This window comes from Jejuibacter sp. L23 (assembly GCF_050815825.1).
Taxonomy (GTDB): Bacteria; Pseudomonadota; Gammaproteobacteria; order Enterobacterales; family Enterobacteriaceae; genus Jejubacter; species Jejubacter calystegiae.
The window spans coordinates 1,218,589-1,243,708 of record NZ_CP138199.1 but is presented as its reverse complement, the minus strand read 5'-3'; the positions used below and the strand labels follow the sequence as shown (position 1 = coordinate 1,243,708).

Annotated in this window: 21 protein-coding genes; 16 read left to right on the top strand and 5 right to left on the bottom strand. The window is 56.6% G+C overall.

Annotated features, from left to right (window positions below):
• Nucleotides 1–47 precede the first annotated feature (47 nt).
• Together apt and SCU88_RS05720 are read right to left on the bottom strand one after the other, a co-directional pair.
• Entirely contained in the window at nucleotides 48–599 is a 552-nt protein-coding gene (apt, locus tag SCU88_RS05725; protein WP_138096055.1) for an adenine phosphoribosyltransferase, read from the bottom strand.
• Between the two features lie 147 nt (nucleotides 600–746).
• The gene (locus SCU88_RS05720; RefSeq protein WP_175339417.1) at nucleotides 747–1,136 is read right to left on the bottom strand and encodes a DUF454 family protein; all 390 of its coding nucleotides are present in this window, start codon (nucleotides 1,134–1,136) and stop codon (nucleotides 747–749) included.
• A gap of 57 nt (nucleotides 1,137–1,193) precedes the next feature.
• Between SCU88_RS05720 and priC the strand changes: the two genes are divergently transcribed.
• Nucleotides 1,194–1,721, top strand: a complete 528-nt coding sequence (gene priC, locus SCU88_RS05715; RefSeq protein ID WP_175339416.1) for a primosomal replication protein PriC — start codon at nucleotides 1,194–1,196, stop codon at nucleotides 1,719–1,721.
• 29 nt (nucleotides 1,722–1,750) lie between these two features.
• Entirely contained in the window at nucleotides 1,751–1,912 is a 162-nt protein-coding gene (rsmS, locus tag SCU88_RS05710; protein WP_175339415.1) for a pleiotropic regulatory protein RsmS, read from the top strand.
• On the opposite strand, the gene mscK is transcribed toward rsmS, so the two are convergent.
• Both mscK and acrR read right to left on the bottom strand, forming a co-directional pair.
• Nucleotides 1,904–5,284: a mechanosensitive channel MscK gene (gene mscK, locus SCU88_RS05705; protein ID WP_431810092.1), complete on the bottom strand. Its 3,381-nt coding sequence runs from the start codon at nucleotides 5,282–5,284 to the stop codon at nucleotides 1,904–1,906. The two genes, rsmS and mscK, sit on opposite strands and share 9 nt — an antisense overlap.
• A gap of 114 nt (nucleotides 5,285–5,398) precedes the next feature.
• On the bottom strand, nucleotides 5,399–6,043 hold the full coding sequence (acrR, locus tag SCU88_RS05700) for a multidrug efflux transporter transcriptional repressor AcrR (RefSeq protein WP_175339414.1): 645 nt from the start codon (nucleotides 6,041–6,043) through the stop codon (nucleotides 5,399–5,401).
• Nucleotides 6,044–6,186: 143 nt separating this feature from the next.
• On the opposite strand from acrR, the gene SCU88_RS05695 reads away from it, so the two are divergent.
• The 7 genes from SCU88_RS05695 (at nucleotide 6,187) to SCU88_RS05665 (ending at nucleotide 13,830) form a co-directional block, all read left to right on the top strand.
• Nucleotides 6,187–7,386, top strand: coding sequence for an efflux RND transporter periplasmic adaptor subunit (locus tag SCU88_RS05695; protein ID WP_175339413.1), 1,200 nt, complete (start codon nucleotides 6,187–6,189; stop codon nucleotides 7,384–7,386).
• A gap of 22 nt (nucleotides 7,387–7,408) precedes the next feature.
• Nucleotides 7,409–10,558, top strand: a complete 3,150-nt coding sequence (gene acrB / locus SCU88_RS05690; protein ID WP_175339412.1) for a multidrug efflux RND transporter permease subunit AcrB — start codon at nucleotides 7,409–7,411, stop codon at nucleotides 10,556–10,558.
• Nucleotides 10,559–11,019: 461 nt separating this feature from the next.
• The gene (gene tomB / locus SCU88_RS05685; protein ID WP_175339411.1) at nucleotides 11,020–11,394 is read left to right on the top strand and encodes an Hha toxicity modulator TomB; all 375 of its coding nucleotides are present in this window, start codon (nucleotides 11,020–11,022) and stop codon (nucleotides 11,392–11,394) included.
• Between the two features lie 28 nt (nucleotides 11,395–11,422).
• Nucleotides 11,423–11,641, top strand: coding sequence for an HHA domain-containing protein (locus SCU88_RS05680; RefSeq protein WP_138096046.1), 219 nt, complete (start codon nucleotides 11,423–11,425; stop codon nucleotides 11,639–11,641).
• Nucleotides 11,642–11,987: 346 nt separating this feature from the next.
• A complete protein-coding gene (locus SCU88_RS05675) occupies nucleotides 11,988–12,479 on the top strand; it encodes a YlaC family protein (protein ID WP_175339410.1) in 492 nt (163 codons plus the stop codon).
• A gap of 32 nt (nucleotides 12,480–12,511) precedes the next feature.
• Nucleotides 12,512–13,228, top strand: coding sequence for a GNAT family N-acetyltransferase (locus tag SCU88_RS05670; protein ID WP_175339409.1), 717 nt, complete (start codon nucleotides 12,512–12,514; stop codon nucleotides 13,226–13,228).
• Nucleotides 13,229–13,284: 56 nt separating this feature from the next.
• Complete coding sequence (locus SCU88_RS05665) at nucleotides 13,285–13,830, top strand: flavin reductase (protein WP_175339946.1); 546 nt, start codon at nucleotides 13,285–13,287, stop codon at nucleotides 13,828–13,830.
• Here the strand turns inward: SCU88_RS05665 and SCU88_RS05660 are convergent, their stop codons facing one another.
• The gene (locus tag SCU88_RS05660; protein WP_175339408.1) at nucleotides 13,831–15,324 is read right to left on the bottom strand and encodes a SmvA family efflux MFS transporter; all 1,494 of its coding nucleotides are present in this window, start codon (nucleotides 15,322–15,324) and stop codon (nucleotides 13,831–13,833) included. It lies immediately after the preceding gene.
• 127 nt (nucleotides 15,325–15,451) lie between these two features.
• Here SCU88_RS05660 and SCU88_RS05655 point away from each other — a divergent pair, with 127 nt between their 5' ends.
• The 7 genes from SCU88_RS05655 to SCU88_RS05625 all read left to right on the top strand — a co-directional run bounded on the left by SCU88_RS05655 (nucleotide 15,452) and on the right by SCU88_RS05625 (nucleotide 25,086).
• Entirely contained in the window at nucleotides 15,452–16,024 is a 573-nt protein-coding gene (locus SCU88_RS05655) for a TetR family transcriptional regulator (protein WP_138096042.1), read from the top strand.
• A gap of 173 nt (nucleotides 16,025–16,197) precedes the next feature.
• On the top strand, nucleotides 16,198–16,605 hold the full coding sequence (locus SCU88_RS05650; protein WP_175339407.1) for a hypothetical protein: 408 nt from the start codon (nucleotides 16,198–16,200) through the stop codon (nucleotides 16,603–16,605).
• Between the two features lie 122 nt (nucleotides 16,606–16,727).
• Nucleotides 16,728–17,057: a copper-binding protein gene (locus tag SCU88_RS05645; RefSeq protein ID WP_175339406.1), complete on the top strand. Its 330-nt coding sequence runs from the start codon at nucleotides 16,728–16,730 to the stop codon at nucleotides 17,055–17,057.
• 15 nt (nucleotides 17,058–17,072) lie between these two features.
• Nucleotides 17,073–18,326, top strand: coding sequence for a TolC family protein (locus SCU88_RS05640; protein WP_175339405.1), 1,254 nt, complete (start codon nucleotides 17,073–17,075; stop codon nucleotides 18,324–18,326).
• The gene (locus SCU88_RS05635; protein WP_175339404.1) at nucleotides 18,323–19,807 is read left to right on the top strand and encodes an efflux RND transporter periplasmic adaptor subunit; all 1,485 of its coding nucleotides are present in this window, start codon (nucleotides 18,323–18,325) and stop codon (nucleotides 19,805–19,807) included. The genes SCU88_RS05640 and SCU88_RS05635 overlap by 4 nt, the downstream gene beginning before the upstream one ends.
• Complete coding sequence (locus tag SCU88_RS05630) at nucleotides 19,804–22,911, top strand: CusA/CzcA family heavy metal efflux RND transporter (protein WP_175339403.1); 3,108 nt, start codon at nucleotides 19,804–19,806, stop codon at nucleotides 22,909–22,911. Before SCU88_RS05635 ends, SCU88_RS05630 begins: the two co-directional genes overlap by 4 nt.
• A gap of 198 nt (nucleotides 22,912–23,109) precedes the next feature.
• Nucleotides 23,110–25,086: an alkyl/aryl-sulfatase gene (locus tag SCU88_RS05625; RefSeq protein ID WP_138096036.1), complete on the top strand. Its 1,977-nt coding sequence runs from the start codon at nucleotides 23,110–23,112 to the stop codon at nucleotides 25,084–25,086.
• The last annotated feature ends 34 nt before the right edge of the window (nucleotides 25,087–25,120 follow it).

Genomic DNA, 25,120 nt, shown 5'->3' with positions numbered 1-25,120 from the left:
CCTTAATGCGCGATACCACAATCTCAGACGCCTCCAGGGCGCCGGAATTAGTGGCCCGGGAAAGGCACCAAACTATAGCTGGCTACGCCCATGTTCGAAAGGCGCTGCTCACCGCCCAGGTCGAACAGATTGATAACAAAGGCGGCGTCCGTCACTTCACCGCCCAGTCGACGGATCAGTTTCACGGTCGCTTCAATGGTGCCGCCGGTAGCCAGCAGATCGTCCACCACCAGCACTTTATCCTGCGGGGTGATGGCGTCGACGTGAATCTCCAGCTTGTCGGTGCCGTACTCCAGCTCGTAGCTTTCGCTAAGAGTTTCGCGCGGCAGTTTGCCCGGCTTACGTACCGGCACAAAGCCTACGCCCAGACCCAGAGCGACCGGCGCGCCGAACAGAAAGCCGCGGGCTTCGGTTCCCACCACTTTGGTGATGCCGGCCGCTTTGTAACGTGCCACCAGCAGATCGATGCTCAGGGCATACGCTTGAGGGTCTTCCAGCAGGCTGGTCACGTCACGGAACAGGATCCCCGGCTTCGGGTAGTCCTGAACGCTTTTAATACTGTTTTTCAGATAGTCAAGCTGCTGCGCAGTCGCGGTCATAATGAAATGCCTGATAAATACGGTGTTACTCACGGCGCGCCAGGAGCATATCGCTGCTCCATTGTCTGTTTGTTAACCACGCGCCGCGCTCGAAGACGCCAGAATTTACTGGCTGCGGACCATAATTGCAACCGCAAGGACCGTCGTTTACGGCTTTTGTTGTTCCTTATCAACTGGCGAATCGACAACCGGCACCCGCCACAGCATAACCAGTAACCCCACCAGCCCCGCCAGCAGGAACAGCCGCACCCAGATAAGTTTGACCAGCCACAGTGAAATCGCAAAGGTGATGACGATAAGCAATACCGCACGGGGTTTAGCCCCCCGCGGCATCGCCCGGTGCTGTTGCCAGAAGCGCAGATAGCCGCCGAACCACGAGCGGTAGAGCAGCCAGTAGTGAAAGCGCGGCGACGAGCGGGCGAAGCACCAGGCCGCCAGCAATAAGAACGGCGTGGTTGGCAATAGCGGCAGCACCACACCCAGAGTTGCCAGCACTACCGCCAGCCAGCCAATGAAGGTTAGAATGATTTTTGGCATATCGCTTCCCACGTGACATGGCGTTAAGTGTATCAGTGGATTATTCGCGGAGAGAAGATGAACACCAGCCAATTACTGCAATCGCTGGAAGCACGCATCGCGCAGTTAAGGGCAGAGCTGGCGCCGCTGGCCGGTCATATGAGCCTGATGCCGCGTTTCGATGTGAAGTTGTTCAGCTGCCGCGGCACCCTGCTGGGGGACTATCTGGCAGAGCTGGAGAACAACTACCGTCATCTGGCTCAGGCGGTATCCCGTCAGGATGAAGCGCGCAGCGCCTGGCTGGCGGAGCGGCTGGCGAATCAGATGGCGGCGCTGACCCGTGAATCCGCCACCTGGACGCTTCGCCGCTATGACGATGCCCGCCGCGCTACCAGCAGGCTGAGCGCCCGCATGCATCGCCATCAGGATTATGAGCGTCGCCTGCTGGCGATGAAGGCCGAACGGGAAGCGCAACTGGCCAGAGAGCAGACCCTGGCCGGTCAGCAGCGACTGGTGCGCGAGCTGGAAGCGCTGGAAGGTCGTATCGATCGCTGTCGGGCAGCCCTGGCACAAATTTCAGGCAGCGCACAAAGAAAGCTGCGCTGAGCTTTAACCGAGAATCAGGAGGAACCCATATGTCACTGGAGCAGGCCCCCGACGAGGTCAAACTGGCCGTCGATCTGATTATGCTGCTGGAGCAGCACCAAATCCCGACCCACACCGCGCTGGCCGCGCTGGAGATTGTGCGTCAGGATTTCTTACGCAAGCAGGCCCAGGTGCCGTCATCCTCAGACTGACGGCGCCTCCCCTTCTCCGTCATCCGCCCCACCGCGTTTCACCACGGTCTGCTCATCGCCCTTGTCGTTGAGCATATGCACTTCGAGGCGGTTAAAGGCCACGTCAATCTCATGCTCGCGGCACAGCTGTTCGATAGTGCGATTCACCTCATCCAGGGTGGTATTGCGATCCAGCAGAGTGCGCACATAGAAACGCAGTTCGTGATCCAGCGAGCTCTGCCCAAAGGCCAGGAAGAAGACCTCCGGCGCCGGATCGTGCATCACTTTCGGATGATCGGTGGCCGACTGATAGAGGATCTTCTTCACTTTTTCGAGATCGGAACCATAGGCCACGCCCAGCTTCACCACCACGCGGGTTACGGTGTCGCTCAGCGACCAGTTGATCAAACGCTCGGTAACAAAGGCCTTATTAGGCACGATGATCTCTTTGTGGTCGAAGTCGGTCAGCGTGGTGGCGCGAATACGAATCTTACTGACCGTGCCCGAATAGGTGCCAATGGTGATGGTATCGCCAATACGCACCGGGCGTTCGAACAGGATCATCAGACCAGCGATAAAGTTACCGAACACTTCCTGCAGCCCGAAACCCAGACCAACCGACAGACCCGCGGCCATCCACTGGAGTTTATCCCAGGAGATCCCCAGCGAACCCAGCACCGCAATGGCGCCGGTGGCGATAATCACATAATTGAGGATGGTGGTAATGGCGTAAGAAGAGCCCTGACGCATCTTCAGCCTGGAGAGGATCAACACCTCCAGCAGCCCGGGCAGGTTGCGGATCAGCACCCAGGCGAGCATAAACGAAATCAGCGCTATCAGCATACTGCCCATGGTGACGCTTTTGGTCACCGCAGAGCCGCCGCTGCCGGAGCTGTACTCCCACAGAACTATGCTATCAAGGTAGGTAAAGACGGTGATCAAATCAGACCAGATGGCCCAGAACACCAGGCCAAACAGGGCGAACATCGCAAGCGTGGTCAGGCGCAGCGTTTGCTGGTTCACCTGATCCAACCCCAGCGGAGGCTCTTCCTCTATGACCGTTTCTCCCCCCTCTTCGCCCTCTTTGGTCATCGCCTCGCGCCGCGCCAGAGCCCGGCGCCAGGCGATACGCCGCGCCGCCACGCTCAGGCCGCGTAGCACCGTCTGATACAGCAGGTTCCAGATAATCACCAGGTAGACGGTATCGATCCAACGGTGCGCCAGACGCAGCGTGGTATAGAAGTAGCCGGTCGCCGTCAGCACCAGTAAACCAATGGGCACCAGCAGCAGGATGGTGATCACCACCAGACGAATGGTGTGGGACTCTTTATCACGCCAGGCGTCGCGCCACATCGGCAACATCAAACCGGCCAACAGCAGCAGGTTCAGGAAAATAACGAACTGACCCAGCACATCATTCATCAGGTGTAGCGGCGAATGGCCGCCAATCACCGCCCAGACCAACAGCGGCAGTAGCGCCAGGCTGACACGCACCATCTGGCGTCGATAGTGGCGGCTGTTCATCGGTGAAATCATAAAGTGGCGTACCGCAACGCCCTCTTTTTCCAACACCCGCCAGCTCAGGCCGAAAATGGTCCAGAACAGCGCCAGCTCTTTGGCGATATCCCACATCAGGTCGCTGGAGGTAAAGCGCATACACAGCAGCAGTACCCCGACGCCCAGAATCAGTAATGAAACCGGCAGCGTGCGCACCAGGTTAATCAGCATCGACATCGGCGTGTGGAGCTGACTGTCTTTACGCAACTGTCCCACATCGTCCGACAGCGTCTTCAGACGCTCTTTCAGCCAGCGGAAACGCCAGCGTACCACACCCGCTATCAGCAGCAGCGGCAATGCCAGCAGTAGTCCCAGCCCCCACGCAGGCGATGACTTGCCGCGGTTGAACAGATCCTTCATCCCCGCAATCTGGTCCTTCAGCGCCTGAGGAAAGGCTTTGAACCACTCCCAGTCCATCGGCTTGTTGGAGGTCACCCAAAAAATCTGCTGAGTCAGAATTTTTTGCAGGTTGCCGCTGGCGTTCATGAGCTGCTGCTGATTCATCTGCAAATTAATCGCCAGCATCAGCTGATTGCCCAGTTGCTTATTCAACTGGTCCAGCAGCTCGCGCCGCATATCCACCACTTCCAGCAGCGCGTCGCGTACTTCATCATCCACCTGGGCTTTTTCTTTATCCTTCCCCAGTTGAATCAGGCGCTCCACAAAGGCGTCGCGCTGGAATAACTCATCCCGCTGTTGGTTAATATCAAACTGTTCCAGACGCAGGTCGGCGATGCGGTTGGTCATGTCTTCCAGTTGATCCGCCGACGGCAGCGTCTGCTGCTGCTGATAGAGGATACGCGACAGCAGCAGGCTCCCTTTCAGCACCGCGATCTGTTCTTTCAGGTTCCGTTCGGACTGCAATGCCCGGTCGAGCCAGGTTTTGACCTGAATATTACGCTGTACCAGATCGTTGCCATTCTGGGTGGCATCGATCAGACGCTGACTGATCTGATGGTTAAGGTCCAGCTCCTGCTTCACCAGCGGGTTTTTCTGGATGTTACTGGCCTCTTCCGGAGTGACCGCCTCCCGGGCGGTACGCTCCGTCAGGGTCAGGCGCTTGTTATTCACCGCCGACTGCAACAGTTTCAGCTGATGCTCCAGCTGGCTTATCCAGGCGGTAGTGTAATCCTTCTGCTTTTGTAGCGAATCCTGTAGCGCGGTATTGCCCTCCAGGCTCTTACGCTGCTGCTCTATCTGGGCATTCAGCACCGCCTGCTGGGTCAGTAACAGCGCCTGTTGAGTGGCGCGCAGGGCGGTGTCTCCCGCTGCGGTGCCGCTCAGACGGTTACGTACCTGTTGAAGCTGACGGGTAGCGCTGGACATCGCATTCTGCACCCGCTCCGGCTGGGTCTGCAGCGAGACCAGCTGGCTGTTAAAAGTGGAGAGAGCGCTTTGGGCATTCTGGAGGTCTTCAAGGGCGCTCCCCAGCCGCTCCTCCAACTGGCGTAGGGACAGGCGCGCCAGTTGCTTGCTGGTGTCGGCATCGTCCTGCGGTTTGCGTAGCGCTTCGAGCTTACGGGTCGCTTCGCGCATTTTGACCGGCGCCTGCTCGATCTGTTTGTCGAGATCGCTGCTCTCTTCTTTGACGCGCTTAAGCTTTTCCAACATCTCCAGGGTCTGAGTCAGATCCTGCTGAGCCAGTTTGTCCCGTGACGACAGGTTCTTCTGCTTTTCCAGCGCATCAAGCTGATTCTGTACCTCGCCGCGGGATGGCAGATCGCCATTTGACTGCGCGTACGCCAGGCTCAGCGGCAGCAGACCGCTGAACAGAATAAAAAACAGGGTAATCATAAACGCGGAAGCGAATTTCCGCTGACGGGTCGCGTGCTGCATAATCATCCGGATGAGAATGTACTGAAGCGATAGCTTAATGTGGCGAAGAATAGCACGCCTTTTCATCCGGAAATAGCGACATGCTCTGAATCCCCGCCGGGTTGCCCTGAGTGGTTATTCGCCTTCGGGCTGACGCAGGGTTGGACAGTGCTGGAACATCTCAATCAGAATCGCCACATACTCCCGGGCCTCACGCTGCAGATCAAAAGTATCTGGCGCAAACAGCCAGCTTTCCATAATACCGGTAATATAGCAGCGCATCAGGATCGCGGCACGGCGGGTTTGCAGGGAGGCAGGCAACATGCCGGCATCACTACAGCGTTTCAGGCTGGCTTCAATGCGATCGTAGCCTTCCATATAAAGGCTGCGCTGAGCCTGCTGTACCGTCATCATTTCGCCAACAAACTCGCATTTATGGAAAATAATCTCCATCATTAGACGTCGGCGTTCTTCCGTTACCGTGGTTTCCAGAATGTAAATCAAAAGCTCTCTGAGCGCTGAGAGTGGATCCTCGGGAAATTTTGCCCGATACTCAATCTCTAAATCCCCAATACTGGATTCCGATAGCTCCCATATTTCATTGAACAGATCGGATTTATTGCGAAAATGCCAGTAGATGGCGCCGCGCGTCACGCCTGCCGCCTTCGCGATATCAGCAAGCGAAGTGGCCGAAACGCCCTGTTCGGAAAAAAGGCGCAGCGCCACGTCAAGAATGTGCTGGCGCGTCTCTTGCGCCTGCTGTTTGGTTTTTCGTGCCATCGGTTAAGGGATTTGCAGGAGTCAGATTTACATACATTTGTGAATGTATGTACCATAGCACGACGATAATATAAACGCAGCAATGGGTTTATGGACTTTTGACCATTGATCAAATTTTGAAATCGGACACTCGAGGTTTACCTATGAACAAAAACAGAGGGTTGTCGCCTCTGGCGGTCGTTCTGATGCTCTCAGGCGGTTTAGCGCTTACAGGATGTAATGACGATCAGTCCCAGCAGCAGTCGGCTCAGGCGATACCTGTGGACGTTGTAACGCTGCAAAGCGAACCTCTTCAGATGAAAACTGAACTTCCCGGACGCACCAGCCCTTACCGCGTTGCGGAAGTGCGTCCTCAGGTCGGTGGCATTATCCTGAAACGTAATTTTGTCGAAGGAAGTGACATTAAGGCCGGAGTTTCGCTTTATCAGATCGACCCTGCGACCTATCAGGCTTCGTGGGACAGCGCTAAAGGCGATCTGGCTAAAGCTGAAGCCAGCGCCCATATGGCACGTCTGACGGTAAACCGTTACCGGAAACTGCTTGGCACTAACTATGTAAGTCAACAGGACTACGATAACGCCGCTGCCGAAGCCAAACAGGCTGACGCCGCGGTCGTGGCTGCTAAAGCCGCGGTGGAAACCGCTCGTATTAACCTCGCCTATACCAAGGTAACCTCACCGATTAGTGGACGTATCAGCAAATCTGCCGTCACCGAAGGGGCGCTGGTGCAAACGGGTCAGTCAACCGCCATGGCGACCGTCACTCAGTTGGATCCGATCTATGTGGATGTCACCCAGTCCAGCAACGATTTCCTGCGTCTGAAACAGGAGCTGGCTAACGGCACCCTGAAGCAGGAAAACGGTAAGGCAAAAGTGACCCTGAGCACCTCTGACGGGGTTCAGTACAACCAGACCGGTACTCTGGAATTCTCGGACGTCACCGTTGATCAGACCACGGGCTCCATCACGCTACGCGCTATCTTCCCGAACCCCGACCATACGCTGCTGCCCGGCATGTATGTACGTGCGATTCTGGAAGAAGGGACTCATCCCAACGCGCTGCTGGTGCCTCAGCAGGGGATCGCCCGTACGCCTCGCGGCGAAGCCACCGCTATGGTGGTGGGAAAGGACAACAAAGTTGAAGTGCGCAAAGTCACTACCAGTCAGGCCATTGGCGATAAGTGGCTGGTCACTGACGGGCTGAAGGACGGGGACCAGGTGATTGTCTCCGGGCTGCAGAAGATTAAACCCGGCGCCACGGTTAAGCCTGAAGAAGCCAAATCCGGCGATGCCGACGCGCAGTCACAGGGCGCTGCAGCTCAGTCCGAACAGAAACAGTCTTAACAAAAACAGGAGCCGTTAAGGCATGGCTAAGTTTTTTATCGATCGCCCCATCTTTGCATGGGTTATCGCGATCATCATCATGCTGGCAGGGTTGCTTTCAATATTGAAGCTTCCCGTCGCGCAATATCCGACGATTGCGCCACCGGCTGTTACCGTTACGGCCACCTATCCGGGTGCTGACGCGAAAACGGTGCAGGACACTGTGACTCAGGTTATCGAACAGAACATGAACGGTATCGATAACCTGATGTACATGTCCTCTACCAGTGACTCGTCGGGCACCGTTGAAATTACGCTGACCTTTGAGACCGGCACCGACGCGGATATCGCCCAGGTGCAGGTGCAGAACAAACTGCAGCTGGCAATGCCACTGCTGCCGCAGGAAGTGCAGCAGCAGGGTATCAACGTGAAGAAATCTTCCAGTAGCTTCCTGATGGTGCTTGGCTTTATCAACACCGACGGCAGCATGACGCAGGAAGATATCTCGGATTACGTTGGCTCGAATATCAAAGACCCGGTCAGCCGTACCGCAGGTGTGGGTGACGTCCAGCTGTTTGGTTCCCAGTACGCGATGCGTATCTGGCTCGATCCGGACAAGCTGACCAACTACGCCCTGACGCCAGGCGACGTGACCACGGCTATTAAGGCCCAGAACGCCCAGGTTGCTGCGGGTCAGTTAGGCGGTACGCCGCCGGTGAAGGGGCAGCAGCTTAACGCCTCTATCATCGCGCAGACCCGTCTGACCTCTACCGAGGAGTTTGGAAAAATCCTGCTGAAAGTGAACCAGGATGGTTCCCAGGTTCGTCTGCGCGATGTCGCGAAGATTGAACTGGGCGGCGAAAACTACGACGTTATCGCCCGCTTTAACGGCCACCCGGCGTCTGGTCTTGGGATCAAGCTTGCGACCGGCGCTAACGCACTGGATACCGCCGCTGCGGTGCGCGAACAGGTAGAAAAACTGAAGCCCTTCTTCCCGGAAGGTATGGAAGTGGTTTACCCGTACGACACCACGCCGTTCGTTAAGATCTCGATCTTCGAAGTGGTGAAAACCCTGGTGGAAGCCATCGTACTGGTCTTCCTGGTCATGTACCTGTTCCTGCAGAACTTCCGCGCCACGCTGATTCCTACCATCGCGGTGCCGGTCGTACTCCTGGGGACCTTTGCGGTGCTTGCCGCCTTCGGCTACTCGATAAACACGCTAACGATGTTCGCCATGGTCCTTGCGATAGGCCTGTTGGTGGATGATGCCATCGTGGTGGTCGAAAACGTTGAGCGTGTCATGGTGGAGGATGGACTCCCTCCCAAGGAGGCCACCCGTAAGTCGATGGGCCAGATCCAGGGGGCTCTGGTCGGTATTGCGATGGTGCTGTCGGCGGTATTTATCCCGATGGCCTTCTTCGGCGGCGCAACCGGTGCTATCTATCGCCAGTTCTCCATCACGATTGTTTCCGCGATGGTGTTGTCGGTACTGGTAGCGATGATCCTGACGCCAGCGCTCTGCGCCACCATGCTGAAACCGGTGAAGAAAGGTGACCACGGCGAAGGTAAGAAAGGCTTCTTCGGCTGGTTCAACCGCATGTTCGATAAGAGCACGCATCACTACACCGATAGCGTGGGTAACATTCTGCGCAGCACCGGCCGCTATCTGCTGCTGTATGTGCTGATTGTGGTGGGGATGGCCTGGCTGTTCCTGCGTCTGCCGAGCTCCTTCCTGCCGGAAGAGGATCAGGGGGTATTCCTGGTACAGGCCCAGTTGCCTGCCGGGGCTTCTCAGGAGCGTACCCAGAAGGTTCTGGATCGGGTCACCGACTACTTCCTGACTAAAGAGAAAGATAACGTTAACTCCGTCTTTACGGTTAACGGCTTTGGTTTTGCGGGTCGTGGTCAGAACACCGGTCTGGCCTTCGTCAGCCTGAAGGACTGGGACGAACGACAGGGAACGGAAAACAAGGTTACCGCCATTACCGGCCGGGCCATGGGCGCTTTCTCGCAGATTAAAGATGCGATGGTGTTCGCCTTTAACCTGCCAGCCATCGTGGAACTGGGTACCGCAACCGGCTTCGACTTCGAGCTGATAGACCAGGGCGGTCTGGGACACGACGCGCTAATGCAGGCCCGTAACCAGCTTCTGGGCATGGCGGCGCAGCATCCTGACGTTCTGGCTACGGTACGTCCTAACGGCCTGGAAGATACGCCGCAGTACAAGATTGAGATCGATCAGGAGAAAGCCGAATCACTGGGCGTCTCCATCAGCGATATCAATACCACGCTGGGCGCCGGCTGGGGGAGTAGCTACGTTAACGACTTCATCGACCGTGGTCGTGTGAAGAAGGTTTACATCATGGGTGAAGCCTCTTCCCGTATGCTGCCGAGCGATATCAGCAAATGGTACGTGCGTGGTTCCGATGGTCAGATGGTGCCGTTCAGCGCCTTCGCGACTGGCCACTGGCAGTACGGTTCACCGCGTCTGGAACGTTACAACGGTCTGCCCTCCATGGAGATCCTGGGTGAAGCGGTTCAGGGTAAGAGTACCGGTGAAGCCATGGCGCTGATGGAGCAGTTAGCCAGTAAGCTGCCGACCGGCGTGGGATATGACTGGACCGGCCTCTCTTATCAGGAGCGACTCTCCGGTAACCAGGCTCCGGCACTGTACGCCATCTCGCTGATTGTGGTGTTCCTGTGTCTGGCGGCGCTGTACGAGAGCTGGTCGATTCCGTTCTCGGTTATGCTGGTGGTGCCGCTGGGGGTTGTCGGTGCGCTGTTGGCCGCAACGCTACGCGGCCTGACTAACGACGTCTACTTCCAGGTGGGTCTGTTGACCACCATAGGCCTGTCGGCGAAGAACGCGATACTTATCGTAGAATTCGCCAAGGACCTGATGGAAAAAGAGGGCAAAGGGCTTATTGAATCGACGCTGGAGGCGGTACGTATGCGTCTGCGTCCCATTCTGATGACCTCTTTGGCCTTTATCCTTGGGGTAATGCCGCTGGCCATCAGTACCGGTGCAGGCTCCGGCTCCCAGAACGCGGTAGGTACCGGTGTAATGGGCGGTATGATTACCGCCACCGTGCTGGCCATCTTCTTCGTTCCGCTGTTCTTCGTGGTGGTACGCCGCCGCTTCGGCAAAAAGGTCGAAGAGAGCGAGCAGAAGCCGTCAGAACACAACGTATAAGCTGTCTTCGGATAGTGAAAAGGCCGCGTTAGCGGCCTTTTTTATATCTGCCCTCCCCCCGACCAGATCAAAGATTATTTTGCCGTTTCAGTCATCCACAACCGTTATTGTTAAATTAAATTAATTTTACAGATTAATCACAGTTATCTTATTGCCATTTCTCTACAACACACCACTTACGTCAAAATTGAGCCTAATCAACAACCAAACCAACCCACTGAAAAGATTAGGGATTTTTTTCAGGCAAAAAACAGCTATTCACAGAACGAGAGGTTCAGGGTAAAATCATTAATAAGCCATACCAGTTGCTTAATTGTAATTTTTCGTAATACCGTAGGGAAAATTCTCAAATACTGATTTATAATTTATCAGTAGTTGAAAATGTGCGTTAAATCTCCACATTATGACGGTGCCCTTTACCTGATGCTTTATCAGATTTATACGATAAAAGGGGATAGCATATGGACGAATACTCACCGAAGCGGCATGATATAGCGCAGCTAAAATATCTCTGCGAAAACCTGTATCACGACTGCCTGGCAAGGCTCGACGATGGTACCCCCGGCTGGGTTAATGACCCGACCTCCACCGTCAATCTGCAGTTGAATGATTTGATTGAGCATATAGCGACCTTCGCACTTAATTACAAGATTAAGTATGAAGATGAGAGTAGGTTAACCCAACAAATAGACGAATATCTGGACGACACCTTCATGTTGTTTAGCAACTACGGCATTAATGCGCAGGATTTACAACAATGGTACAAATCCAGCAACCGCTTGTTCCAGTGTTTCGTCAATGAAAGCAGAGCCAACCCGGTAAGCCTTTCATTTTAATAATTTTAGAAGCACTTGAGGTGATTTCATGACAACCAAGCCGTTAACCAAGACAGACTATCTGATGCGTCTGCGCCGCTGTCAGACTATCGATACGCTGGAGCGTGTTATCGAAAAAAATAAATACGAATTATCAGACCATGAACTGGCGGTATTTTATTCAGCTGCTGACCACCGTCTGGCTGAACTCACGATGAACAAGCTTTACGATAAAATCCCGACGTCTGTGTGGAAATTTGTCCGATAACCTAAGACTCCCCAACCTTAACTAATAAGTGAATGCCTTAGCGCCAGTGCTGCACGGCGGCCTGTCGACGCTTTGCTATGTGCTTTCACTGGAGAAAACTAACAAGCCTCAGGTAACAATCAAAAATAAGAGTTATACCTGATAACAATAAGGCTAAAGACCAATTTAAGAATTATCATCAATATTCCTGATGTTGGCATCGGATGGATCCGTAAGGAAGGTCAGATAACAGTTATCTACTGTTATTACTTTTCACAGCACAACTGTTACTTTTTATCAACAGCAGGACCTTCTACCATAAGTACATCGCCTTCTGGGCGCGTCGCTTATTATCAAAAGGTCCTCTATGAGTGAAATACAGCGCCTGCTAACTGCCACCATTGAACAGATCAATCACCAGGAGAAGCGTGACAATCGTCCGCGGCTCAGTATTAGTTTTATCCGCAATCACCCCTGGCTGTTTATCACCATGTACCTCGGCTGGTTCGCCACGCTGGCGGTGATGATGCTCTCCCCTACCCTGGCCGATTCCGTCTGGCTGCTGGTCGTCCTTTTTATCCTGCTGAATGGTTTTTTCTTTTTTGATGTGAATCCCCGCTACCATTACAGCGACATTGACGTGCTGGATCTGCGTGTCTGCTATAACGGCGAGTGGTACAACACCCGTTTCGCCCCGACTTCGTTAATCGATAGCATCCTGAACTCCCCCCGGATCACTGCACAACAAAAAGCGCAATTGCGCAAAATGGTTGCCACCAAGGGTGAAATCTCTTTTTATGATATCTGGTCGCTGGAACACGCCAGTGCAATCAAAAACGTCGCTGTCGCGCCTGCATAACGCCCTGCGGCATGCGACTCCAGGAGAGAGCCATGCCGCTAAATATCTGGGGCCAGCCGGTGGGCGATAGCCTGCCTGACTGGCAACCCCGCCCCACACCACAGCGCCGGACGCTGGAAGGAAACTGGTGCCGACTGATACCCCTACAGCAGGAACAGGCCCCCGACCTCTACCATGCCTTTTCACAGGCCAGCGATGACAGCCACTGGACATGGCTCCCTATGGAGCCACCGCGCGATGTCGATGCCTTCACCCGCCAGTTGGCGCAAGCCGCTGCCACCGATGACCCGCTCCATTTTACGGTGATGGATAACGCCAGCCAGCGCCCGATCGGTACGCTGGCCCTGATGCGTATTGTGCCGCAGCACGGCGTTATGGAAGTTGGCCACGTTCACTTCTCTGCGCTCATGCAACGCAGCCCGCTCTCTACCGAAGCCCACTGGCTGTTGATGCAATATGCCTTCAACGAACTGGGCTATCGTCGCTATGAGTGGAAGTGTGACAGCCTGAATGCGCCTTCGCGCCGCGCCGCACAGCGCCTGGGCTTTCAGTACGAAGGTGTTTTCCGTCAGGCGCTGGTCTACAAAGGACGCAACCGGGACACCGCATGGTATTCCATTATCGACAGTGAATGGCCGCATCTTAATACCGCGTTTCAGCGCTGGTTGTCGCCCGCCAATTTCGACGAGCAGGGCGGACAGCGCCAGACGCTGGAAGCGCTACGCCAGCGCTCACCCACCGGGCGCTAAGGCCATTTTTCTTCTACGCTTCCTCTGACAGGTTTTCTGACACAGAGAGGCGGATGATGAACAAAGCAACCTGGCCAGTCAGCGACGTGCGACGCTGGCTGGAGCCCGGCCCGGTATTACTGGTCAGCTCCCACTGGCAGGGGAAAAATAACATCATGACCCTGGGCTGGCACACCATCATGGAATTCTCGCCATCGCTGGTAGGCTGTATGCTTTCCGCCGGTAATCACAGCTTCGATATGGTGCTGCACAGTGAAGAGTGCGTACTGAATCTGCCGACCGAAGCGTTAGCCGATACCGTTGCCCAAATCGGCAATTGCAGCGGCGCGCAGGTGGATAAATTTGATCATTTCGGCTTAACCCCAGAGCCGGGCGTGAAGGTCAGAGCCCCGACCATTGCCGAATGCTATGCCAGCTTCGAATGCCGTCTTTATGACGACAGCCTGGTGAGTGACTACAACTTTTTTATCTTTGAAGTGGTTGAGGCCCGGGTATGTCGGGAACCTTCCTGGCCCGCCACCCTGCACTACGCGGGCGGCGGACAGTTTCGCGGCGACGGCCCCCTGCACGATCTGAGCCGCTGGTTTACTAAAGTATCCTGACTAGTTGCTTTCGCATCGTTGGGCGCTTAGCGCAAACCAGACGACTGCCGCCAGCGCCAGTAAAATCACGCAGGCGGAAAACAGCACCACGCTGTGGGAATGGGTAAAGGCCTGCGAAGCGGCTTCCATCACCGCCAGACCGCGTCCGGATTCCAGCCCGGCAGCCACCTGTACCGCCTCGCCAATAGAGGACGCGGCACGGAGCTGTTCGTCTGCCGTCAGCCCCAATGGCAGCGCGATAACGGCGCTGTAGCTACGGGCCAGCACCAGACCAAACAGCGCTATCCCCAACCCGGCCCCCAGTTCATAGGCCATAGTTTCAATCGCCCCTGCCGCTGCCGCTTTCTCTTTCGGCGTGGCCGACATAATGGCCGAAGTCGCAGAAAGCAACGCCACGGTCGCACTGATGCCCAGCAGCACCATCCAGCTCCATACCAGCCACTGCTGATGCTGAAAATCGGCATTAGCCAGCCCCAGGAAACTCAGTCCACTCAGCGCCATGCCAGCTGTGGCGACCCGGCGCAGCCCCAGACGGGAAACCAGTATCCCCGCCAGCGGACCGCTACAGCTGCTGGCAAGCATGACCGGCAGCATAAACAGCGCAGCCTGAAGCGGTGTCCGGCCATGGACGAACTGCAACTCCTGCGCCATCAGCAGCTCAAATCCCACCAGCGCCACCATTGAGGTCACCGCCATCACCACGCCGGTGAGGATCACCCGATGGCGAAACAGCGCGATATCGATCATCGGCGATGGCGAACGCAGTTGGATGCGAACAAACCAGACCAGCAGCAATAGCGCAGGCACCAGTGCGGCCAGCGTTTGCATCGCTTTGATATCGGGCTTCATCGCGCTCTTCACTGCCCAGACCAGCCCCAGGATCGCCACCACCAGCATAATAGCCTGCGGCAGATTCAACTTCTGTTGGGAACGGAAGGCCTGGCGTGGCACCCAGCGCCAGGTCAGCAGAAGCACCAGGGCCACAATGGGGATGTTAATCAAAAAGACCGCGCCCCAGGAGAAATGCGTCATAACCACGCCGCCCACCAGCGGCCCAAACGCGGCGCCGCCGGAGCCGACCGCCGCCCAGATACCCAGCGCGACGTTTCGCTGCCCGGCATCATTAAAGGTGGTGCGAATACCGGCCAGAGTTGCCGGCAGAATCATCGCCGCGCCGACCGCCAGCAGCGCCCGGGCAGCGATCAACAGCCCGGCATCCGGCGCATAAGCGGCCGCCAGCGACCCCAGTCCGAAGATAACAGCACCTGACAGCATCAAACGCCGGAAACCGATGCGATCCCCCAGCGCCCCCATCGGCAGCACCATACCCGCCATCACCAGCGAATAGATATCGATAATCCATAACAGCTCGCTGCCCGTCGCCTGTAGCGCCACGCTGAGCGACGGCGCCGCTACGTGCAGCACGGTGGCGTCGATCGCCACCGGCACATAAGCCAGAATAATAATGCCCAGCACTAACCACTGACGTTGCATAACTTACTCACGTTAAAGCACTTTCAAAAAACTGGACACGCGTCCATTTTCGATCCTCACGGAAAACTGAACACTTGTCCAGTTTTTTGTTAAACTGCCCTCTGGTTCGTGATAAAAGAGCAGCATAATGTCCTACCTGAAACGCGAAGCGCGGCGTGAAACTATTCTGACGGCAGCGATGAATCTGGCCCTGGTCGAAGGCTTTGGGGCAATGACGGTAAGGCGTATCGCTGGCGAAGCGGGCATTGCCGCCGGCCAGGTACACCATCACTTTTCCTCCTCCTCAGCGTTAAAAGCCGAGGCCTTTCTGACTCTGGTACGCAACTCCCTGGACGATGCAACCATTGATGGCACATGGCGCGAGCGGCTATGGATTATGCTGGGAGCCGATACCGCCCTTAATGATCCTTACCTGCGCCTGTGGCGCGAAGCGCAGGTGCTGGCGGAACAGGATCCAATCCTTCGCCAGGCGCTGGCCACCGCCACAACCCTGTGGCATGAAGAGACCGCCAAAATTCTGCGCCATGGCGCCGAACAGAACGCATTTCAGTTGAAAGATCGTCCGGAAGCCATCGCCTGGCGGCTTATCGCCCTGCTGTGCGGCATGGATGGCCTTATCGCCCTCGAACTGCCGGAAATGACCGCCCAGATTCTGGTTGAACATATGCGGCGCGTGGTTGATAGCGAAACGGGGGGATAATCCCATACAGCCGTGGGCAATAAATCATGGCCGCTTTATTCGTTATTTATTTGTGAATAAATATAGGCGATTTTTTTAATTACGGCTCACTTTGCATTATTCTTCTTTTTCTGTGGCCATCGTTCTAAAAAATATGGTTTAATTTATTCACTTCTATTATCGGCAAGGTAGCCATGCTACAGCATATTCAGTCGCTCTTTCAGCCATTAATCCGACGCCGGTTTCGTATCCGCGCGGGGTTCGTGGTTGCCTGCTGGCTACTGCTGAATATGCAACTGGCGCTGGCCGCCCACCATACGCCAACACCACCATCTGAAATCAACGAACCGCATAACGTCACACATACGCAGATGCCAGGCATGCAGCACGCTGCGCCCCAAAAGGCGCTGTGCGAGAAGCACTGTAACCCGGACAGCGCCCAGACCAGTTCGCCTTCGTTGCAGCTGACCGCCCTGCCCGTGGATGCCACCCTGCTGCCTGTCGCCAGCCACCAGACGCCCTGCATTGAGCAGGCCCTGTGGCATCAGCCGCCCGTTACTGGCCCACCTGCCGAAATACGTTTTTGCCGCTTCAGAGAATAGAACTCCGTTAGAAACACAGATCGCGGCCTTTATGGCTCTCTGCCACTGTTTTTAACTCCTGAATCATTCAGGCGGTTTATTTACGCCGTCTGAAATATCTCGGGAATATGGAGATTTCTATAATGCGTATTGTTTACTTTATTCTGACTACCGCCTTACTTAGCCTTTCCGGTAACGTATTTAGCGCGATGGATCATAGCTCAATGGCGGGAATGGAAAGCTCATCCCAAAACGCACAAACCTGGAATACCACCGGCGTGATCAAATCCTGGTCCCCGACCTCGGTTTCTATCTCTCACCGCCCCGTCGCGCAGTTGAACTGGCCCGCCATGACCATGAGCTTTGAGCTCGACGGCTATCAGGGAAAGCCGTTCACTCCCGGCCAGCAGATTCACTTTACCTTCCGTCAGACGGAATCCGGCTACGCCCTGGTCTCTGCCAGCGCGCAATAATCGCCGGAGGCGAACATGTTCCACAATATCAACAGGGTGGCCTGCGGGCTGCCCCTTGCGCTGTGCCTGTTTTCTACCGCTGCAGGTGCCACCAGCCTGGCACAGGCACTTAGCGCAGCGGAAGACTACTCGGCGGAGCTTTCCGCCAACGATCATCAGATCAACGCCCTGAATAATATGGCGGACTCCGCCATGCAGTTACCGGATCCCAAACTGAAATTTGGTATCGAAAACGTTCCGGTGCAGGGGGGAAACGGCCATCGTCTGACCCGTGAAGGGATGACCATGCAGCGGGTTGGCGTGATGCAGCAGTACGTTAGCAGCACCAAACGCGAGCGTCGATCCGAGGCTATTCGATCCGAGGCCAGCAAGGCGGCGGCCAATGCCGGTGTTATTCGCGCCCGACTACAGCGCGACACCGCCCAGGCATGGTTGAATCTGGCGGCTTCGCAAAAAACGCTGAAGGCGATCGAAACCCTGATTGCGGAAACCCGACGCCAGGGCAGCATTCAGACCGCCGGTATTGCCAGCGGTACCGCCAGCGCCAGTAGCGTACTGGATCTGCGCCTGGCCCTGAGCACGATGGAAAATGAGGCGGACAACGCCCGCCGGGACCTGCAGATTGCCCAGGCAAGGCTGATGCAGCTCACGGGGCAAAACATCACCGCCGTATCCGGCCCACTGCCGCGTATTGAACACCTGCCCGCCGATGAAGCCACGCTTATCGCCGCCATTAAGCTGCATCCGGAGATCGTTCAGGCCAGCCGGGAGGCGGCAACCGCCAGAGCTAAATCCCGTCAGTCGGAGGTCGCTGCCATCCCGGATGTCGGGGTAGAGGTCTATTACGCCAAACGCGCCGACGGCATGGACGATATGGCCGGAGTGATGTTCACTGTCGATCTTCCCCTGTTCCAGGGCAAACGCCAGGATAAAGACCACGCGGCGGATGTCTCCCGCACTTACCAGGCCACCGATCAGTTAACGCTGTTAATGCGCGAACATCAGGCCGTGCTAAATCAGCTGATTTCTCAGTACAACGCGGCGAAAGCCATTTACGACCGCCAGGTTAATGAAGTCCTGCCGCTACTGCGTTCAAAAGTCCGCCTGGTCAAAGCCCAGTATCAGTCGGGCGGATCGGGGCTGTCAGAACTTCTTTCCGCCCGCCGCGATCTGCTGAATGGTGAAGTCGCCCGCAATAATGCCGAAAAAGCGCTTGCCGATGCCTGGGCCGCCATCCGCTACCTGACGCCGCAGGAGTCCCAATCATGAAACTGAAAACCGCTCTGCCGCTGGTCACCGCCGCCATCGCGCTGCTGGCTGGCGGCTACTGGCTGGGCAGTCTCAGCCACCGTGCGCCTGCCGGCGCCGAACCGCAAAACCCGCAGCAGGATCGCAAAGTCCTCTACTGGTACGATCCTATGGTTCCCGGCACCCGCTTCGATAAGCCGGGGAAGTCCCCTTTTATGGATATGGAGCTGGTTCCGCGCTATGCGGATGAAACCCGGGACGATAACGGCGTACAGATTAGCGCACGCCAGCAACAGAATCTGGGCGTGCGTACCGCACCAGTCACGCTTCGCACGCTCGGAAGCCAGCTTGCCGCTTTCGGCACCGTCGCCACCGACCAACGCAGTATCACCACTGTTTCCGCCCCCGCTGCGGGTCAGATAGAAAAGTTGTTGGTTAGCGCCCCCCAGCAGTTGGTGAAACGCAATGCACCGCTGGCCCGACTGTGGATCCCCCAATGGACTGCGGCTCAGCAGGAGTATCTGGCGGTACGCCAGATGGGCGATAGCGCGCTAACCCGCGCCGCCCGCGCACGTCTGCGACTGCAGTTTATGCCGGAATCGGTCATTCGCGCCGTCGAACGCAGCGGCGCTCCTCAGCCGCGCATCACGCTATACGCCCCGCGCGATGGCTATATCAGCAAGCTGGATGTACGAACCGGTAGCCAGGTCGCAGCGAATCAGGGACTGCTTGAAGTGGCGGCGCTGGATCCGGTGTGGATGGTGATCGACTACCCGGAAAGCCAGGCCAGCCAGCTTCGCCAGGGCATGAAAGTCGAGGCCACCACCGCCTCCTGGCCCGGCGACACCTTTCACGGCGCCATAGCCGAACTGCTGCCGGACCTGGAAGCCACCACTCGTACCCTGAAGGCCCGCGTGGTGCTGGATAATCCGCGCCAGCGACTAAAACCGGGCATGATCCTCAACGTCCAACTGGCTGACACTTCCCAAAACGCTCCAGTACTGACCATCCCCGAAGAGGCGCTAATTGCCACCCGCGACGGCGGACGGGTACTGATCAAAGAAGGCGACGGTCTGTTCCGACCGGTGGCGGTCACCACTGGCCAGAGCGGTGACGGTATGCTGGAGGTCCGCAGCGGCCTGCAAGAAGGTCAGCAGGTCGTCACCTCCGGCCAGTTCCTGATCGATTCTGAAGCCAGTCTGCGCAGCGCCCTGCCGCAGATGGGTGATTCGCCAGCGGAATCCACGCCGCAAAGCTGGAGTACCCATGGCGTTATCATGGCCCTCAATCCGGACTCCGTCACCATCGCACACGACCCGGTACCGGCACTGAAATGGTCAGCCATGACCATGGACTTCACCATTACATCGCAGCAGAAAGCCGGACTTAAAACCGGTGAGCGGGTGATGTTCAGCTTTACGATGGACGATGACGGCGTACATATCGCCTCGATAATGCCCATGAGCGACGAAGCCGGGCACGGCCACAAGGAGCAGCCATGATCGCCGCCATTATTCGCGCCTCGCTGCGCAACCGGCTGTTGGTGCTGCTCGCGACGCTAATCATGGCAGCCTGGGGAATCTGGTCTGTGCAGCAGGCGCCCCTTGATGCCCTGCCGGATCTCTCTGATACCCAGGTGATCGTCCGGGTTAACTATCCGGGTAAGGCCCCGCAGATCGTGGAAGATCAAGTGACGTATCCGCTCACCACCACCATGCTGTCGGTGCCCGGAGCCAGAACGGTGCGCGGCTTTTCCATGTTCGGTGATGCTTATATCTACATTTTGTTTGATGACGGCACCGATCTGTACTGGGCGCGTTCCCGGGTACTGGAGTATTTAAGCCAGGTACAAAACAGCCTGCCTCCGGAAGCAAAGGCCTCGCTGGGGCCGGATGCCACCGGCGTCGGCTGGGTGTACGAGTATGCGCTGGTCGACCGCAGCGGCAACCACAGTCTGGGGGATCTTCGGGCGATCCAGGACTGGATTCTGAAATACGAGCTGAAAACCGTGCCCAACGTCTCGGAAGTCGCCAGCGTCGGCGGCATGGTGAAGCAGTACCAGGTGGTGCTCAACCCGGACCGGATGCGGGCCCTTAACGTCAGCCACACCCAGGCCATCGACGCCATTAAGAGCGCCAACCAGGAAGGAGGCGGCTCGGTACTGGAGATGGGTGAAGCGGAGTATATGGTACGCACCTCCGGCTACCTGCAAAATCTGGAGGCGTTTCGCAATGTGGTCATCGCCAGCCGCGGCGGCGTGCCGGTGCTGCTGGGCGATATCGCCACCGTCAGACGCGGTCCGGAGATACGCCGCGGCGTGGCGGAACTTAACGGCGAAGGCGAAGTGGCGGGCGGTATCATCATCATGCGCTCCGGTAAAAACGCCATGACCACCATCAACGCGGTAAAGGCCAGGCTGGAGGAGATCAAAAGGAGTTTGCCCCAGGGGGTGGAGATAGTACCGGCCTACGATCGATCACAGCTGATTGAAAATTCAGTCAAAACCCTGACCCAAAAACTGATTGAAGAGTTTATTGTGGTGGCAGTGGTCTGCACCCTGTTTCTGTTCCATTTTCGCAGCGCCCTGGTGGCGATGATCAGTCTGCCGCTGGGGATCCTCGGCGCCTTTATCGTAATGCACTATCAGGGCATCAGCGCCAATATGATGTCGCTGGGGGGGATCGCCATCGCCATTGGCGCCATGGTGGATGCCGCCATCGTGATGATCGAAAACATGCACAAGGTGCTGGAACAGTGGCGCCACGACAATCCCCAACAAACGCCGCGTTCGGCGGACTACTGGCGGATAACCCAGCAGGCCTCTTCCGAAGTCGGCCCCGCTCTGTTCTGTAGCCTGCTGATCATTACTCTCTCTTTTATTCCGGTCTTCACCCTGGAAGCCCAGGAAGGGAAAATGTTTTCCCCCCTGGCCTTTACCAAAACCTGGTCGATGGCCGTGGCGGCCGGTCTGGGCATTACCCTGGTGCCGATTCTGATGGGCTTTTTCATTCGCGGGAAGATCCCGGACGAGCACAGCAATCCGCTGAACCGCGCCCTGATCCGCCTGTATGAACCGCTGCTGGATAGAGTTCTGCGCTGGCCGAAGGCGACGCTGAGCGTGGCAACGGCATTGCTTATCGCCACGCTCTGGCCGCTGTCACAGCTGGGCAGCGAATTTCTGCCGCAGATCGACGAAGGGGATCTGCTGTATATGCCCTCTACCCTGCCGGGGATCTCCAGCCGCGAGGCGGCGCGCCTGCTGCAACTGACCGACCGTTTGATCAAAACGGTACCGGAGGTGGATACCGTTTTTGGTAAGGCAGGACGAGCCGATACCGCTACCGATCCGGCGCCGCTGACCATGCTGGAAACCACGATCCGCTTTAAACCAAAGGATCGGTGGCGCCCGGGGATGACCATGGACAAACTGATCGAGGAACTGGACAGCCGGGTGCAGGTTCCGGGCATCGCCAACGTCTGGGTGCCGCCGATCCGTAACCGCCTGGATATGCTGGCTACTGGCATCAAAAGCCCGGTGGGAATCAAGGTAAACGGCAATAACATCGCGCAGATCGAACAGGCCGCTGAGCAGATCGAGCGGGTGGTGCGTCGGGTGCCGGGCGTCACCTCCGCGCTGGCGGAGCGCCTGGACGGCGGGCGTTATATCAATATCGATATCGACCGGCGCAAGGCGGCGCGCTATGGCGTATCAGTGAAGGAACTACAGTCGCTGGTGGCAAGCCTGGTGGGCGGCGATAATATCGGCACCCCCCTTGAAGGGCGCGAACGCTACCCGATAAACGTGCGCTATCCGCGCGAAATGCGCGATTCGCTGCAAAAACTGCGCGAGCTGCCGGTAGTGACCGCCGGAGGAGAACAGATAGCCCTGGCCGAACTGGCGGATATCAGCGTCACCAGCGGTCCGCCAATGCTGAAAAGCGAAAATGCCCGCCTGACTAACTGGATCTATGTGGACATCCGCGATCGCGATCTGGCCTCGGCGGTACGGGAGATGCAGCAGGTCGTCGGCCGTGAGGTCAAACTGCCTGAGGGAGTCTCCCTGAGCTGGTCCGGGCAGTACGAATATCTGGAACGGGCTACCGCAAAACTTACGCTGGTGCTGCCTCTTACCCTGGCGATTATCTTTGTTCTGCTCTACCTCACCTTTAAGCGGGTGCGGGACGCGCTACTGATTATGGGCACCCTGCCCTTTGCGCTGATTGGCGGGGTCTGGCTGCTGTGGCTGCTGGACTACAACCTGTCGGTGGCGGCGGCGGTGGGCTTTATCGCTCTTGCCGGGGTGGCCGCAGAATTCGGCGTGATTATGGTGCTCTATCTGAATCACGCCCTGGATAAACACGGCGGTGAAACATCCCAGGCGCTGAATGCGGCGATCCACGAAGGCGCGGTACTGCGCGTGCGCCCGAAAGCGATGACCGTCGCCACCATTATGGCGGGTCTGCTGCCGATTATGTGGGGCAGCGGTACCGGTTCAGAGGTGATGCAGCGTATCGCCGCGCCGATGATCGGCGGAATGATCAGCGCCCCACTGCTCTCGATGTTGGTGATCCCGGCGTTCTATTTACTGACTCATCGTAAAAAATAAAATATCCCTCTCATTCCCCGCTGCGGCGGGGATTTTCCCTTTCTTAAGCCAGGCTAAAGGCGCTATTAAGTCTACAGGTTTACTTATCCTGGCTATGCTTTGCCTTATTCCAGAAGGGTGATGCTACGTTACCCATATTATTTACAACCTGTCGTGAAAATGGGTTTATCGCGATGATAACCACACGAGGTTTTTTCAATGCAACTGAAGCCTATTATCAGGAATCTGGCGCTCGCCGGTCTGCTGACCACCATTACCGTCCCCGTTTTCGCACAGGCTGCCCCCCAGGAGGCGACTGAAGCCACGAAGCAGGCCAACAACGCGCTCTACAACAAGCTGCCGTTCTCTGATAACACCGACTTTACCAACGCTCATAAAGGATTTATCGCTGCCATTCCCCAGGAAGTCATAAAGGGTGAAAAGGGGAATGTGGTCTGGGATCCGCAGAAATACGCCTTTATTAAAGAAGGTGAAAAAGCGCCGGATAGCGTTAACCCCAGCCTGTGGCGACAGTCTCAGTTAATTAATATCAGCGGCCTGTTCGAAGTCACCGAGGGTGTTTATCAGATCCGCAACCTCGACCTGTCGAATATGACGATTATCGAAGGGGAAAAGGGTATTACCGTGGTCGATCCGCTGGTTTCGGCAGAAACGGCGAAAGTCGGTATGGACCTCTACTATAAAAACCGCGGCAAAAAACCGGTAGTGGCGGTGATCTACACCCACAGCCACGTGGACCACTACGGCGGCGTACGCGGCGTGATCGATGAAGCCGATGTGAAGTCCGGTAAGGTGAAAGTCTATGCCCCGGCAGGCTTTATGGAAGAAGCGGTCTCTGAAAACATGATGGCCGGTAACGTCATGAGCCGCCGCGCCAGTTACATGTACGGTAACCTGTTGAAGCCGGATGCCAAAGGCCAGGTGGGCGCCGGTCTGGGTACCACCACCTCTGCCGGTACCGTGACGCTGATCGCCCCAACCAACTACATTACCAAAACCGGCCAGGAAGAGAAGATCGACGGCCTGACCTACGATTTTATGATGGCGCCGGGCTCAGAAGCGCCGTCCGAAATGCTGTGGTATGTCAAAGAGAAGAAAATGATCGAGGCCGCAGAAGATGTGACTCATACCCTGCATAACACCTATTCACTGCGCGGTGCTAAAATCCGCGATCCGCTGGCCTGGTCGAAATACATTAACGACGCCATCGACCGCTGGGGCGGCGAAGCCGAAATCATTATGGCCCAGCACCACTGGCCAACCTGGGGTAATGACAACGTCGTTAAACTGATGAAAAACCAGCGTGATATGTATCGTTATATCAACGACCAGACGCTGCGCCTGGCCAATAAGGGCCTGACCCGCGACGAGATCGCCAATAACTTTACCCTGCCGCCGACCCTGGAGAAAGCCTGGTCCAGCCGTGGCTACTACGGCTCGGTGAGCCATGACGTGAAAGCCACCTACGTGCTCTACCTGGGCTGGTTCGATGGCAACCCGGCTACCCTGGACGAGCTGCCACCGGAACAGGCCGCGAAGAAATTCGTCGAGTATATGGGCGGTGCCGACAGCATCCTTAACAAAGCGAAGCAGGATTACGATAAGGGCAACTATCGTTGGGTGGCGCAGGTGGTCAGCAAAGTCGTCTTTGCCGATCCGTCAAACCAGGCAGCGCGTAATCTGGAAGCGGATGCCCTGGAGCAACTGGGCTACCAGGCAGAATCGGGCCCGTGGCGTAACTTCTACCTGACCGGCGCCCAGGAGCTGCGTAACGGAGTACAGAAACTGCCAACGCCGAACACCGCCAGTCCGGATACCGTACGCGCCATGACGCCGGAGATGTTCTTCGACTACCTGGCGGTACACCTTAACGGTCAGAAAGCGGCTGGTGCGAAATCAGTTCTCAATATCGATCTGGGTAACGACGGCGGTAAATATAAACTGGAACTGGAAAATGGCGTGCTAAACCATACCGCCAATGCCCAGGATAAAAACGCAGACGCCACCATTACGCTGTCCCGCGACACCCTGAACAAGATTATCCTTAAACAGGAGAGCATTAAGCAGGCTCGCGACAATGGCGATATGAAGATCGACGGTGATGCAGCGAAACTGGATGAGCTACTGAGCTATATGGATAAATTCGAATTCTGGTTCAATATCGTCACCCCATAACGGCATGTTCCGTTGTTAATTCAGGCCGGAGCCC